This window comes from Cryobacterium sp. PH31-AA6 (genome assembly GCF_030063195.1).
In the GTDB taxonomy this organism is placed as follows: domain Bacteria; phylum Actinomycetota; class Actinomycetes; order Actinomycetales; family Microbacteriaceae; genus Cryobacterium.
The window spans coordinates 1-14,655 of record NZ_JASISS010000029.1; the positions used below are offsets into that span (position 1 = coordinate 1).

The window sequence follows — 14,655 nt, forward strand, 5'->3', positions numbered from 1 at the left end:
GCCGACGGGGTGGTCGGGGGCCCCGCCGCCGCCTCCGGGTGCGAGTGGGTTAGAAGAAGCCCAGCGGCTTTTCTGAGTAGGACACGAGCAGGTTCTTCGTCTGCTGGTAGTGGCCGAGGGCGAGCTTGTTGTTCTCGCGGCCGATCCCCGAGCTCTTGTAGCCGCCGAACGCCGCGCCGGCCGGGTAGTGGTGGTAGTTGTTGATCCAGACCCGGCCGGCGTGGATGTCCCGTCCGGCCCGGTAGGCCACGTTGCCGTTGCGCGACCAGACTCCGGCGCCGAGCCCGTAAAGGTTGTCGTTGGCGATTGAGATGGCGTCCTCATAGTCGGTGAAGCTCGTCACGGCCAGCACCGGGCCGAAGATCTCCTCCTGGAAGATGCGCATGGTGTTGTTGCCCTCGAAGATGGTCGGCTCCACATAGAAGCCTCCGCTCAGGTCGCCGCCGAGGTCGACCCGCTCGCCGCCGAGCGCGAGACGGGCACCCTCCTGCTTGCCGATGTCGATGTAGGAGAGAATCTTCTCCAGCTGGTCGTTGCTGGCCTGCGCGCCGACCTGGGTGTCGGTATCGAGCGGGTTGCCCTGGATTGCCTTGCGGGTGCGTTCGACGGCCTCGGCGAGAAAGCTCTCGTAGATCGGTTTCTGCAGCAGCGCCCGGCTGGGCGCCGTGCACACCTCGCCCTGGTTGAAGGCGAAGAGCACGAAACCCTCCTGGGCCTTGTCATAGAAACTGTCCCGCTCCTGGGCCACGTCGCTGAAGAAGATGTTTGCGCTCTTCCCGCCGAGTTCGACGGTGGCGGGGATGATGTTGGCACTGGCGTACTGGAGGATCAGCCGACCGGTGCTCGTCTCACCGGTGAAGGCGATCTTGCGGATGCGCGGCGACGAGGCGAGCGGCTTGCCGGCCTCCAGGCCGAAACCGTTGACGATGTTGAGCACGCCGGGCGGGAGGATGTCGCCGATCAGTTCGATCAGCACCATGATCGAGACGGGCGTTTGCTCGGCCGGTTTCATCACGATCGCGTTGCCCGCGGCGAGGGCGGGGGCGAGCTTCCAGACCGCCATCAGGATCGGGAAGTTCCAGGGGATGATCTGGCCGACGACGCCGAGCGGCTCGTGGAACTGGTACGAGACCGTGTCGTTGTCGAGTTCGGCGTGGTCGCCGTCCTGGGAGCGGATCGCGGCCGCGAAGTAGCGGAAGTGGTCGGAGGCGAGGGGCAGGTCCGCGTTCAGCGGTTCCCGAATCGGCTTGCCGTTGTCCCAGGTCTCGGCGACGGCGAGCATCTCGAGGTTGGCGTCGATCACGTCCGCGATCTTGTTGAGCACGGCGGCGCGCTCCGTGGCGGTGGTCTTGCCCCAGGCCGGTGCGGCCCGGTGCGCGGCGTCCAGGGCCAGCTCGATGTCTTCGGCCGTTCCCCTGGCCACCTCAGCAAACGGCTTGCCGTCGACCGGGGAGATGTCCTCGAAGTACTGGCCCTTGACGGGCTTGACCCACCCGCCGTTGATCCAGTTCTCATACCGGGGCTTGAAGGTGACTAGCGAGCCGGGGGTTCCGGGCTGGGAATAGACGGTCATGTTCTCTCCTCGTCGACGACATTGTCGGGGGTTCCGCGTGCTGCGGACCTGGCGTCGAGCCTAGGAAGAAGAGGGTTGCCTCACCGTTGCGGAGGGTTGCGGGCCGACTCGACCGCCGCGGGAGCTTCGAGTTCCGCGGCGATCCGTTTGAGTCCGGCGACGACGGATGCCCGTTTCGGCGAGCGGGCCGGGAGCAGTTCCAGGCACGCCCGCCAGACCTCGCTGTCGTAGCTGGCCTCGTCGGTGCGCGCATATTCGAGCAGCAGCTCCGCCGACGCATCGCTGAGCATCGCCTCGCGCAGTCGCGCGCTGACCTCCGCCCTGATCGCGTCGATGCCCGGCGCCGTCGAGCTCGGCAGCACGGGCCCTCGGTACGCCGCGAGAGCCACCCGGTGCGCTCCGCGTTCGAGCAGCGCCAGCACCCGCAGGGCGTCAAGGTCGACGGCGGACTCGAAGCGGTACGGCCGGGAGGCGATGCCCAGCCGCGGGGCCGCCTGTTCGAGCACCCGGCGAAGGCGCACCATTTCGGCGCGCAGGTTGTCCACCGACCCGGACTGATCGGAGAGCAGCAGCGCCAGCCGGTCGGCGGATAGCCCGTCGCGGTTCCAGGCCAGCAGGGTGAGGATCTCGGCGTGCCGCGGGCTGATCACGGTGGTGACCTCCCCGGTATCGAGTCGTCCATGATCCCGGCCCAACACGTCCAGGCGCGTGGGCAGGGCCCGGGGCGGAGCGGCGGGCGGTCGCGTGAGTGTCGGGGCGGGAAGGGGTCCGTCCACGGTGGTCCGGCCGGGCGGGCGGCGGCTCAGCCGCTGGATGCGCAGTTCGGTCTCCATCGCGGCCACGGCGGCTTCGACCAGCGGGAGGGTCTGTGGCGCCACGGCGTCCGCTCCGCCGGTGATGTCGATGACCCCGAGGATCGTCCCGGTGTCCGGGTCGTGGATCGGCACCGCGGTGCAACTCCACGGGTGGGCGAGCTGGCTGAAGTGCTCGGCGCGCTGGATCTGGATTCCGTGATCGAGGGCCAGCGCCGTGCCGGGCGCACTGGTGCCGACCCGGCGCTCCGACCAGTCCGAGCCCTCGACGAAATGCATCCCCTCGGCCTTCCGCCGCACGACACGGTCGCCGTCGATCCACAGAACACGGCCGTGTTCGTCGCCGATGGCCACGATCAGGCCCGCGGCGAAGGCGTGGCGGATCAGGAGATTGTGCACAACGGGCAGCACGGCGGCCAGCGGATGCCGGTCGCGAAGTTCCCTGAGCTCCTCGGCGCTGAGCTCGGACTCCGGCGCCAGCTTAGACGGGTCGAGGCGGAGGCTCAGCGACCGGTCCCAGGACTCCTGCACCAGCCGGCGCACACCGTTCTGCACGATCCGGTCGGTGAGTGCGGCCTCGTGAGCCTGTTCCAGCTTCAGGAAGAGGTCGGGTCTCGGGTCGCTGGTGGGCCCGACGGTCCATGGACTCGGCATTCCCACCTCCGATCGGCTTTGGTCAGGGGTGACCGGCGAACTGGGCCCGGTCGAGTGTCAGTCTAGACACACTCTCCCCACGAAGGGACCGTCGGAGGGACAGAACGAGGTCAGGACCCGATTTCCTGGTACGCGGCGAAGAGGAGCGACGTGTCCGGGCCCTCGAGCACGGTCGGCTTTCCGATGTCGTCGAGCACGATGAACCGGAGCATCCCACTGCGGGTCTTCTTGTCCCGCTGCATGGTGGCCAGGAGGGTGTTCCAGCGGCCGACCGGGTAGCTGGTCGGCAGGGTGAGGGACTCGAGGATGCTTCGGTGCCGGTCGACGGCCTCGTCGGACAGTCGCCCGCTCAGTCGGGCCAGCTCGGCGGCGAACATCATCCCCACCGCGACGGCCGCACCGTGGCGCCAGCCGTAGCGTTCCGCGTGCTCGACGGCGTGGCCGAGGGTGTGACCGTAGTTGAGAATCTCGCGGAGCCCGGACTCCTTGAAGTCCTCGCCGACGACGCGCGCCTTCATCTCGATGGAGAGTTCCATCACCCGGCGGAATTGCGGTGTCGTCGGGTCAGTCACCGCAGCGACATCCGCCTCGACGATGTCGAGGATCTCCGGCACCTGGATGAAGCCGGCCTTCACGATCTCGGCGAAGCCGGCCAGGATCTCGTTCCGTGGAAGGTCGTCGAGGGTATCGAGGTCGCAGATCACGGCGGTCGGAGCGTAGAAGGTGCCGACCAGGTTCTTGCCCTCCGCGGTGTTGATGCCGTTCTTGCCTCCGACGGCGGCATCGACCATGCCGAGCACGCTGGTCGGGATCTGGACGAGGCGCACGCCGCGCAGCCAGGTCGCGGCGACGAAGCCGGCCAGGTCGGTGACGGCCCCGCCGCCGAAACCGATCACGGCGTCGGTGCGGCTGAAATCGGCCTGTCCCATCACCTGCCAGCAGAATGCGGCGACTTCGACGCGTTTTGCGGCCTCGGCGTCGGGGACCTCGGCGATCAGGACCTCGTAGCGGCCGAGGAGGCTCTCCCGCAGGGCGACGGCCCGTGCGCCGAGGGTGGAGGTGTGCACGATCAGCACCTTGGCGACCTTGTCGCCGAGTTGCTCGCTCACGTCGGCGACGAGGCCGCGGCCGACGAGAACCGGGTATGGTTCGGCACCCTTCACCCGGATCACGGTCGTTTCGGTGCTCTCGGGGGTCGATTCGGTGGGCTCAGGCACAGTTGTTTCGGTCACGATCTCTTTCTTACCCAGGTCACGACGTCTCTGGCGATGACGTCAAGCGGTCGGTGTGAGGTGTCGAAGCGCGCGGTCGCCAACGCTTCGTAGAGGGGCCGACGTTCGGCGTAGATGCGTTTCCAGTCCGCGAGGCCGTCCTTCAGCAGCGGGCGCTTCCCGCCGCCGATGCGCGCCCTGACCGCCTTCGCGGACACACTCAGGTAGATCACGGTGCACCGGGCCAGGGCGGTCTGGGTTGCCGGGTCAAGCACGGCTCCCCCGCCGAGGGAGACGACGGCGTCTTCGGCGATGGCATCGGCCACCGCCGTTCGTTCCAGCGCGCGGAAGTGCTCCTCCCCGTGCTGCTCGAAGATCTCGCGGATGGCCCCGTGTTCGGCGACGATCCGGGTGTCCGTGTCGATGAAGGGTAACTCGAGTGCCCGGGCGACGCGGCGGCCGACCTTCGATTTTCCCGAGGCCATCGGTCCGATCAGCACCAGTGGGAGCAACGGATGATCCGTCTCGCTCTCCACCCCGCCCCGTCCTGGGCCGACCGGCTGGCCGGGTCGGCTCACAGGGACGCGTCGCTCGACGCGCCCGTTTTGAGGTTCTCGGGGATGTGCTCGAGGTAGGACTCGAGGTTGCGCCGAGTCTCGTCGATGGAGTCGCCACCGAACTTCTCGAGCACAGAGTTGGCGAGCACGAGCGCGACCATCGCCTCGGCGACCACGCCGGCGGCCGGCACGGCGCAGACATCCGAGCGCTGGTGATGGGCGGGGGCGGCCTCGCTCGTGGCCACATCGACGGTGCGCAGGGCCCGCGGAATCGTGGCGATGGGCTTCATGCCGGCGCGCACGCGCAGCACGGTTCCGGTGCTCATCCCGCCTTCGGTGCCGCCGGCCTTGTCGCTGACACGTTGGATCCGGCCGTCGGCCTGGACGAGTTCGTCATGGGCGTCGGAGCCGCGCCGGGTGGTGGTGAGAAAACCGTCGCCGACCTCGACCCCCTTGATCGCCTGGATGCCCATCAACGCCGCCGCGAGCTGGGAGTCGAGGCGACGGTCCCAGTGCACGAACGAGCCGAGTCCGGGCGGGAGGTTGTAGGCGAGCACCTCGACGACACCGCCGAGCGTGTCGCCGTCCTTGTGGGCCTGGTCCACCTCGGAAACCATCAGCGCAGAGGTGGCCGGGTCAAAGCAGCGCAGCGGGTCGTCGTCGAGCGCGGCGACGTCGGCGAGGGTCGGCAGCGGGGACCCCTCCGGCACGCGAACCGGCCCGATCGCGAGAGTGTGGCTGACCAGGGTGATGCCGAGTTCGGCGAGGAACGACCTGGCGATCGCGCCCAGCGCGACCCGGGCGGCGGTCTCCCGTGCGCTGGCGCGTTCAAGCACCGGGCGGGCCTCGTCGAAGCCGTACTTCTGCATGCCGGCCAGGTCGGCGTGGCCGGGCCGCGGGCGGGTGAGCGGTGCGCCTCGACCGCGGGTGGTCGCCGCGGCGTCCACCGGTTCCGGGTTCATCACGTCGACCCATTTGGGCCATTCGGTGTTGCCGATCCGCAGGGCCACCGGCCCGCCGAGGGTGAAACCGTGGCGTACTCCGCCGGAGACGTTCAGTTCGTCCTGTTCGAACGACATCCGGGCGCCTCGGCCGTAACCGAGTTTCCGGCGCGCCAGATCGAGGCGGATCGCATCAAGAGTGACCGGGATTCCAGCGGGCAAACCCTCGACAATGGCGATGAGTTCGGGGCCGTGGGACTCTCCGGCGGTGAGCCAACGAAGCATGGGCCTATTCTTTCACAGGCTGTCGGGCCAGCGCGCCGCGCATGGCGGCCAGTACCGCGTCCTCGTCGGGCAATGGTTCGAATGGGTCCCCGGCCACGAAGATTCGCACCTGCACGAGGGCCTGCTGGAGCAGCAGTTCCAGCCCGGAGATCACGGTTCCGCCCGCCCGGAGCCAGGACGAGGCGAGCTCGCTCGGCCACGGCGAGTAGCTCACGTCGAAGAGCAGCGCCCGCCGGCGCAGTTCCGCAGGGAACTCGTCCCGGGGAGTGACCCCGCCGGGCAACGTGCAGATCACGAGATCGCTGTCGCGGCCGGGCTCCGACGTGCCGGCCCAGGAGGAGACCGAGACGACGACACCGACGTTACGGCCCAACAGGACGAGCGGCGCGGCCTTCGCGGGCGTGCGCGCGAGCACCTCGACGGTCTCCGCCCCCAGTTCGGCGGCCGCGACGACCGCCGACGCCGCGGTCGCGCCGGCGCCGAGGACGCTCACCCGTCGGGCGCTCCGCATCCCGGCGTCGGCCAGGGCCCGCACCAGGCCGGTGACGTCCGTATTGAAGCCGTGCAGGGTGCGCCGGCCGTCATTCGCGCCGATGAGGACGGTGTTCGCCGCGCCGGTCACGGTGGCGAGTTTGTCCACGCTGTCGAGCTGGCCGAGGGCCTCCTGCTTCAACGGCATGGTCAGGGACAGGCCGCGCCAGTCGGTGCCGAGGCCGCCGAGAAAGTCCGCCAGGCCGCCGGCCGGAACGTCGATGGCGTCATAGCGCCAGTCCAATCCGAGTGCGGCATACGCGGCCCGGTGCAGGGCAGGCGACTGCGAGTGCGCGATCGGCGAGCCGAGCACGGCGAGCCTCGCCTCCGCGGGGGCCTCGGCGAACGAGGGGGAATCAACCATATTCGGGGTGCTCCTTCATCCAGGCCTGCCATTTCACCACGGCGGCGTCGTGTTCCTCAACGGTGGTGGAGAAGATCGTCTCCCCCGTGTCGAGGTTCCAGGTGACGAAGAACAGCCAGCTGCCGTCCGCCGGGTGCAGGGCGGCGTCGATGGCGACGTCCCCCGGGTTGGAGATCGGCGCGACGGGGAGCCCGGGGTGCGCGTAGGTGTTGTATTTGTTGCCGGCGTCGGCCCGTTCGGCATCCGTCGTCGTGACCAGGTCGGTCTTGCCGGTGCCATAAGCGACGGTGGCGTCGGACTGGAGCAGCCCGCTCTGCCACTGAGCCGGGTCGAGGCGGTTGAGGAAGACCCGGGCGACCTTGTAGTAGTCGGGGGTGAGTCCGGCCTCGCGCTGGATGAGGGAGGCGAGCACGATCGTGCGCCACCGGTCGGCCGGGGCGACCCCGGCGTCGTCCAGGGCCCTGAACTGGCGATCCACGAGGGTCTTCACCGCGTCGTGCGCCGACACGCCGGGCGGAAAGGTGTAGGTGGCGGGGAACAGGAAGCCCTCGAGCGTCGTCGCCTCGGCCGGGAGACCATAGGAGGCCACGTCGGCTGCGGCCTTGGTCAGATCGGCCAGCGGCAGGCTCGTGCCCTCGTTGATCAGCTGCAGTACGTCGACGGCGGCGGTGCCCTCAGGGACGACAACGGTTTGCTTGAGTTTGTTCGCGGGGTCGAGCAGCGCGTCCAGGGCCGCGCGGGCGCTCATCTTGGTGGAGAGCTGGTAGGCGCCCGGCTGGAACACCGGGGCGGGAGATTCCCTCAGCAGGAGACCGTAGAACGCGTCGAAGCTCTTGACCACGTCCTGGTCGGCGAGGTCCTTGGCCACATCCTGGCCGGTTTGACCGTCGTGGATGATGAAGGCCATCTTCTTCTCCCCGGTTCCGGTGTAGTCGGCCGGCCCGGACACCATGGCGACCAGTTGGGAGATCGGGCCCTGCAGGAATACCGCGGCACCGGTGGCGAGGCCGGCCAGGACCAGAAGCACGACGAGACAACCCCAGCCACCCTTTCGACTGCGCTTCTCCCTCGGCGGGGCGAGCTGGGTGCGACGGCTGGACCGGGTGCCGCCGATGTGCGAGTCCCGGGTGGTGCGCCGGGAGGGCAGAGGCTTCTCCTGGGCCGCGGCGCGAGACTCGTTCGGTCTCTCCTCCCCAGGCGCCACGCCACCGAGGAACGCGTCCCAGTCAACGGGGTCGGGTTCGCGCGGAGACCCGTCGGGCCCGGGGGGAAGATTCGGCACGGTTATGGCCCTTCGGTCGGAGCTGCGGACGAACCGGACGGCACCACGGGCGAACCCGGCGGCCTGCCCAGCGCCCGTTCGGTGTCCAGGGCATGTTGCAGAATTATAGTTGCGGCAACCTGGTCGACGACTGGGCGCTGCGTCTTCGCCTTCCGCCCCGCGGCCCGCAACACGGTTTGGGCGGCGACGGTGGAGAGCCGTTCGTCGACCAGGCGCACCGGCACGGCCAGTCTCCCGGCGAGCACCTCGGCGAAGCCGACGGCATCGTTGGTGGACGCGGTCCGATTACCGGAGAGCGCGAGCGGCAGGCCGACCACGACCTCGATCGCGTCGAGGTCGGCCACGATCGATTCGATTCGAACCAGGTCGGCGGTGCCGGCGTGGTCGCGACCGACCGTTTCGATCGGGGTCGCCAGCATGCCGTGCGGGTCGCTCCGGGCCAGGCCGATCCTGGCGGTGCCGACGTCGATCCCCACCCGCACCCCGTGCCGCACAGTCAGCCCACGACGCTGGTGCGGACGGCGCTCAGCGCGGCGGGGATGGCCGTGACGTTCGTTCCGCCGCCCTGGGCGAGGTCGTCTTTTCCGCCGCCGCCGCCGCCGAGGATTCCGGCGACCTGCTTGGCGAGGGAACCCGCGCGGTGGCCGGCATCCCTGGCCGCCTGGTTGGTCGCGACGATGACGACGGGCTTGTCCGCGACCACCGCGGCGAGGGCGACGACCGCCGGATCGTTGCCGAGACGTTCCCTGGTGGCCGTGACCAGCATCCGCAGGTCGTCGGCGGACGTCAGGGTGCCGAGGTCCTGCGCGACGACGTTGATGGAGCCCGAGCGGGCGGCACCGGCGACCAGCGCGGGCACCTTGTCGGTGAGGGCCCGCGCCTCGAACGCGGCGATCTTCTTCTCCGCGGCCTTGAGGTTCTGCACCAGGTCGTTGATGCGCTCGGGCAGCTGTTCCTTCGGCGTCTTGAGGTTAGCGGTGAGCAGCGACACGATCGAACGCTCGGCGGCAAGGTCGCGAAAGGCCTCCAGGCCGACGAGCGACTCGACCCGGCGGTTGGTGGAGCCGACGGATGCCTCGCTGACCAGGCTGATCATGCCGATCTCCGCGCTCGTGGACACGTGGGTGCCCGCGCAGAGTTCCCGTGACCAGGGGCCACCGATGTCGACGACGCGCACTCGGTCGCCGTACTTCTCGCTGAACAGGGCCATGGCGCCGAGCGCCTTCGCCTCGGCCAGGGGCAGCTCCCTCGTGGTGACGGGCAGGTTGTCCCGGATGGCGTTGTTGGAGATCTCCTCGATCTCGCTGCGAGTCGCCGGGGACAGGGCCTGGTTCCAGGAGAAGTCGAGGCGGAAGAAACCGGCCTTGTTGTAGGAACCGGACTGGTGGGCGTTCGGGCCGAGCACCTGACGGAGCGCGGCGTGCAGGACGTGCGTACCGGAGTGCGCCTGACGGGCGCCGCGACGCCAGTCGGGGTCGACGACGCTGGTCGCCCGATCGCCGACGCCAACCTCACCGGAGGTGACCTGAACCTTGTGACTGATCAGTCCCTTGACCGGCTTCTGCACGTCGATCACCTCGAGCTCATAGCCCGTTCCCACGATGAGTCCGGCGTCGGCTTCCTGACCGCCGGATTCGGCGTACAGCGAGGTCTCGGCCAGGATCACCTCAGCGATTTCGCCGGCCGCGGCACTGGCGACGGAGACGCCGCCGACGATGATGCCGAGAACGGCAGACTCGGTCTGCAACGACTCGTACCCGGTGAAGGTCGTTTCACCCTCGGCGCGGAAGGCGCTGTAGACGGACAGGTCCGCGAGATGGGTCTTTTTCGCCTTGGCGTCGGCCTTGGCCATCGCCCGCTGCTTGCTCATCAGGGTGTCGAAGGCGTCGCGGTTGACGCTGAGCCCGGCTTCCTCCGCCATCTCGAGGGTGATCTCGATCGGGAACCCGTAGGTGTCATGCAGCAGGAAGGCGGTCTGGCCCGGAAGCACGCTCTGCTTGGCCTTCTTCGTTTTCGCCACGGCCAGGTCCAGGACGCTGCTGCCGCTGGCCAGGGTACGGAGGAAGGTTTCCTCTTCCGCGTATGCGGCCTGGCTGATCCGGGAGAAGTCGGCCTTCACCTCCGGGTAGGCGCTTGCCATGGCGTCGCGCGAGGCCGGGAACAGCTCGGTGAACGACGCGGTGTCGACGCCGAGCAGCCGCATCGCGCGGACGCTGCGACGCATCAGACGGCGCAGGATGTAGCCGCGGCCCTCGTTGGACGGCATCACGCCGTCGCTCATCAGCATCAGGGAGGAGCGCACGTGGTCGGCGACGATGCGCATCCGTACGTCGTCTTCGTGGGACGCGCCGTAGCGGCGTCCGGAAAGTTCGGCTGCTCGGTCGAGGACCGGACGCACCTGGTCGATCTCGTACATGTTCTGGACGCCCTGTTTGAGGAAGGCGACGCGCTCGAGGCCCATGCCGGTGTCGATGTTCTTCTTGGGGAGGTCCCCGAGAATGACGAAGTCGTTCTTGCCGGTGCCCTCGCCACGCAGGTACTGCATGAAGACGAGGTTCCAGATCTCGACGTAGCGGTCATCGTCGGTGGCGGGGCCGCCGTCGATGCCGTAGGCCGGTCCGCGGTCGAAGAAGATCTCGGAGCAGGGGCCGGCCGGGCCGGGCTGGCCGGTCGACCAGTAGTTGGTGTCCATTCCGAGACGCTGGATGCGGTCCTCGGGCAGGCCGAGGGCGCGCCAGTAACGGAACGCCTCGTCATCGTCCTCGTACACGGTGACCCAGAGATCCTTCTCCGCGAACCCGTAGCCGCCGTCGGCGTCCGATGTCGTGAGCAGTTCCCAGGCGTAGCCGATCGCCTGTTCCTTGAAGTAGTCGCCGAACGAGAAGTTCCCGTTCATCTGGAAGAACGTGCCGTGGCGCGGGGTCTTGCCGACCTCTTCGATGTCGTTGGTACGGATGCATTTCTGCACGCTGGTCGCCCGGGGGTACGGTGCCGGGACCAGGCCGGTCAGGTACGGCACGAACGGGACCATGCCGGCCACCGTGAAGAGCAGTGTGGGGTCGTCGCTGACGAGCGAGGCGGAGGGGACAACGGTGTGTCCACGATCCGCGAAGAAGTCGAGCCAGCGCCCGCGAATTTCAGCAGTCTGCATGTGTTCCGTAATTCGTTGAGACGGGGTGGAGAGGGGTGCCGGTGGGCAGCCTACGGCTTGGCCAGGTTGCCGATCGCATTGCCGGCATCGTCGACGGCGTCGGCGGCGACCTCGGCTACACCACCGATGGCGTCGCGCAGTTCGGCCTCGCGCTTGCGGTATCCCTCGGAAATGGCTTCGCCGAATTCGCGAGCCTTGGTGTCGAGGTCGCTGAAGAACTGCTTGCCCTGACGGGTCTTGCTGGCTTCGCGGGAAATGACAAGTCCGACGCCGACGCCGAGGCCGAACCAGATGAAGTTCTTCATGACAATGCTCCCTGAAATGTGTGGAGACCCTGATTGTGGAGGCCCGGATGTGGGTTGGGACTTGCACCGGACGGCAGTTGCGGGTCGATCACGCCGTCGAGCACGGGCAGGCCGGTGAATCCCAGACTCGACCGGCACCTTTCCAGCGTAGCCGACTAGCCGCGGCGGCGGCGGGCACCCGCCGGTCGTGCCGCGCGGAACGCGGCGCGCACCCCGGCGGAGAACCCGGCGAGCTTGACCAGCGGGCCGCCGACCGTTGCCGCGACCAGCGCGACGAGAGCGGAGACGTTGCCGGTGACGTCCGCCACGTTCCCGGTGATGGTGTCCACCCTGGCCAGCTGTTTGTTCGTTTCGTGCACGGTGGTCGTTGTCTCCTCGAGGAGAGGCGTGACGTTCCGGCTGAGCTCCCGGATGGCCGTGGTGGTCTCGTCGAATACCCGCCCGAGTTTCACCAGCGGGACCGCGAGCACGCCGACGAGTACCGCGAACACGGCCGCCGCGATCAGTCCGGCGATATCCCCACCTGACATTGACAACCATCCATTCCAAATTCGGCATGTGAAAACGCAAAGAGCGGACCACCCCGAGGGGTGATCCGCTCTCCAGCGTAGTTCAGATGCACCGCACGAAGGCGATGCAGCCGAATCGGGACCTAGCGGGCCGCGTAGTACTCCACGACGAGCTGTACTTCACAGGTCACGGGGATTTCGATGCGCTTCGGGCGACGCACGAGGCGCGCCTGCAGCTTGTCGATCTCAACCTCGAGGTACGGCGGGAGCTTCGGGAGCACGTCGACGTGGCCGCCGGCAGCTGCTACCTGGAACGGCTCCATGCCCTCGCTCTTGGCCTTGACGTGAATGAGCTGACCCGGCTTCACGCGGAAGGAGGGGCGGTCGACGAGCTGGCCATCGATCAGGATGTGACGGTGCACGATCATCTGGCGAGCCTGCGCGGTCGTGCGGGCGATCGCCGAACGAACGAGGAGTGCGTCGAGACGGGTCTCGAGGATCTCGACCAGGTTCTCACCGGTCAGGCCCTGGGCGCGACGCGCTTCTTCGAAGGCGATCTTCAGCTGGGCCTCGCGGATGCCGTACTGGGCACGTAAGCGCTGCTTTTCGCGAAGGCGCACCGCGTAGTCGGAGTCCGTCTTGCGCTTGGTGCGGCCGTGCTCGCCCGGAGCGTAAGGACGCTTCTCGAGGTAGCGCGCGGCCTTGGGGGTCAGGGCGATGCCCAGTGCCCGCGAGAGGCGGGTCTTACTGCGGGTACGTGACTTGGTAGACACGGTGTCCTTTCGATGGAACTGCAAACAAAACGGGAAACCAGGGCGCTGGCGCACTCACAGAGAACGCCGGGCGTCATGGGAGATCAGAGGGGTGTTGCCACGGGACTCTCGGCTAGAGAGAAATCCCCTCAACTTGGGTTTGGACGCAGCCGCATGCCAAACCGGTTGTAGGCCTGAACAGGTTACCACAGCGTCAGCCCCGTCTGCACGGCCGCAGACGGGTCATCGACGCCTACTGGCCGCGGATGATTCGGCGCAGTTTCGCGAGCCTCGCCGACACCTCGCGCTCGTTCCCGTGCTCGGTGGGTTCGTAGTACCGAACCGTCTTGAGCTCGTCCGGCGGGTACTGCTGGGCGAGTACACCGAGGGCGTCGTCGTGCGGGTATTTGTAGCCCTTGCCGTGGCCGAGACGCTTCGCCCCCGCATAGTGGGCGTCGCGGAGGGGTTTGGGAACCCGCCCGGTCTTTCCGGCTCGCACATCGGCGATCGCCCGGTCGAGCGCCAGGTACGCGGCGTTCGATTTCGGCGCGGTGGCGAGGTGCACGACCGCCTGCGCGAGTGGGATGCGGCCCTCCGGCATGCCGATCAGCTGCACCGCGTCCGCGGCGGCGACCGCGATGACCAGGGCCTGCGGATCGGCCATGCCGATGTCCTCCGACGCGAGCACGATGATGCGGCGCGCGATGAACCGGGGGTCCTCCCCCGCCTCGATCATCCGCGCGAGGTAGTGCAGCGAGGCGTCCACGTCGGAGCCCCGCACCGATTTGATGAACGCACTGATGATGTCGTAGTGCTCGTCGCCGTTGCGGTCGTACCGCAGCAGGGCACGGTCGACGGCGAGCGAGACGATCTCGGTGGTGATCAGGGGCTGCTCGTCGGAGCCTGGCTCGACCGAGGTCGCCGCGGAGACGGAGGCCGCCTCCAGCGCGGTGAGCGCCCGTCTGGCATCACCGGAGGCCAGGCGGATGATGGCAGCCCTGGCCTCCGGGTCGAGCGCGAACCGCCCGGCGAGGCCACGCGGGTCGGCGACCGCCCGGTCGACGACGATGCCGAGGTCGTCATCGCTGAGTGTCTCGAGGGTGAGCAGCAGCGACCGGGACAACAACGGGGAGATGACGGAGAACGAAGGATTCTCCGTGGTGGCGGCGACCAGGATGATCACCCCGTTCTCCACACCCGGGAGCAGGGCATCCTGCTGCGCTTTGCTGAACCGGTGGATCTCGTCAAGGAAGAGAACGGTGGACAAACCATAGAGGTCCCGGCTGGTCCGGGCCTCCTCCATGACCTGGCGCACGTCGCGCACCCCGGCGTTCACGGCGGAGAGTTCGACGAACCGCCGGCCGGAGCTGTGCGCGATCGCCTGGGCGAGGGTGGTCTTGCCGGTTCCGGGCGGGCCCCAGAGAATAACGGACACCGAGCCCTGCTCCCCCGTTTTGTCACTGGCCAGGCTGACCAGCGGCGAGCCCGGCGTGAGCAGGTGCCGCTGCCCGGCGACCTCTGCGAGCGAGGTTGGGCGCATCCGCACCGCGAGGGGCGTGGCGCCGCTGCGCAGGCCCGGTTGAACATCCACCATGAGTCCAGCGTAGTTTGCGCCGGTGACGCCGCGGATCCGCGACCCCGCCGATCCGCGACCCCGGAGCGCGGCTGATTCCGGGCCGATCGTTGCTGGCGTAGAGTTCAACGTGGTCCGGGCCCGTGCGCGCGCCT

Annotated in this window: 13 protein-coding genes; all 13 read right to left on the minus strand. The window is 68.4% G+C overall.

The annotated features are described in order from the left end of the window. Positions 1-49: 49 nt before the first annotated feature. Positions 50-1,573, minus strand: coding sequence for an acetaldehyde dehydrogenase ExaC (gene exaC / locus QMG61_RS15040; protein ID WP_283495146.1), 1,524 nt, complete (start codon positions 1,571-1,573; stop codon positions 50-52). A gap of 80 nt (positions 1,574-1,653) precedes the next feature. Then, positions 1,654-3,039 carry a GAF domain-containing protein gene (locus tag QMG61_RS15045; RefSeq protein WP_283495147.1) on the minus strand — a complete coding sequence of 462 codons (1,386 nt, stop codon included), beginning with the start codon at positions 3,037-3,039 and terminating at the stop codon, positions 1,654-1,656. Between the two features lie 110 nt (positions 3,040-3,149). Beyond that, positions 3,150-4,271 carry a 3-dehydroquinate synthase gene (aroB, locus tag QMG61_RS15050; RefSeq protein WP_283495148.1) on the minus strand — a complete coding sequence of 374 codons (1,122 nt, stop codon included), beginning with the start codon at positions 4,269-4,271 and terminating at the stop codon, positions 3,150-3,152. Beyond that, on the minus strand, positions 4,268-4,786 hold the full coding sequence (locus tag QMG61_RS15055) for a shikimate kinase (RefSeq protein WP_283495149.1): 519 nt from the start codon (positions 4,784-4,786) through the stop codon (positions 4,268-4,270). The genes aroB and QMG61_RS15055 overlap by 4 nt, the downstream gene beginning before the upstream one ends. 38 nt (positions 4,787-4,824) lie before the next feature. Further along, positions 4,825-6,033 (minus strand): chorismate synthase, encoded by a 1,209-nt coding sequence (gene aroC / locus QMG61_RS15060; protein ID WP_283495150.1) that lies wholly within the window; start codon positions 6,031-6,033, stop codon positions 4,825-4,827. A gap of 4 nt (positions 6,034-6,037) precedes the next feature. After that, positions 6,038-6,928 carry a shikimate dehydrogenase gene (locus QMG61_RS15065; RefSeq protein WP_283495151.1) on the minus strand — a complete coding sequence of 297 codons (891 nt, stop codon included), beginning with the start codon at positions 6,926-6,928 and terminating at the stop codon, positions 6,038-6,040. Next, positions 6,921-8,210: an endolytic transglycosylase MltG gene (gene mltG, locus QMG61_RS15070; protein WP_283495152.1), complete on the minus strand. Its 1,290-nt coding sequence runs from the start codon at positions 8,208-8,210 to the stop codon at positions 6,921-6,923. Before mltG ends, QMG61_RS15065 begins: the two co-directional genes overlap by 8 nt. A 2-nt stretch (positions 8,211-8,212) precedes the next feature. Next, positions 8,213-8,704: a Holliday junction resolvase RuvX gene (gene ruvX, locus QMG61_RS15075; RefSeq protein ID WP_283495153.1), complete on the minus strand. Its 492-nt coding sequence runs from the start codon at positions 8,702-8,704 to the stop codon at positions 8,213-8,215. A gap of 2 nt (positions 8,705-8,706) precedes the next feature. Then, positions 8,707-11,361, minus strand: coding sequence for an alanine--tRNA ligase (alaS, locus tag QMG61_RS15080; protein WP_283495154.1), 2,655 nt, complete (start codon positions 11,359-11,361; stop codon positions 8,707-8,709). Between the two features lie 50 nt (positions 11,362-11,411). Next, on the minus strand, positions 11,412-11,666 hold the full coding sequence (locus tag QMG61_RS15085) for a hypothetical protein (protein WP_283495155.1): 255 nt from the start codon (positions 11,664-11,666) through the stop codon (positions 11,412-11,414). A gap of 155 nt (positions 11,667-11,821) precedes the next feature. After that, complete coding sequence (locus QMG61_RS15090) at positions 11,822-12,196, minus strand: DUF948 domain-containing protein (RefSeq protein WP_283495156.1); 375 nt, start codon at positions 12,194-12,196, stop codon at positions 11,822-11,824. Positions 12,197-12,318: 122 nt separating this feature from the next. After that, positions 12,319-12,948, minus strand: coding sequence for a 30S ribosomal protein S4 (gene rpsD, locus QMG61_RS15095; RefSeq protein ID WP_283495157.1), 630 nt, complete (start codon positions 12,946-12,948; stop codon positions 12,319-12,321). A 232-nt stretch (positions 12,949-13,180) separates the two neighbouring features. Continuing rightward, on the minus strand, positions 13,181-14,521 hold the full coding sequence (locus tag QMG61_RS15100) for a replication-associated recombination protein A (RefSeq protein ID WP_283495158.1): 1,341 nt from the start codon (positions 14,519-14,521) through the stop codon (positions 13,181-13,183). Positions 14,522-14,655: the final 134 nt, after the last annotated feature.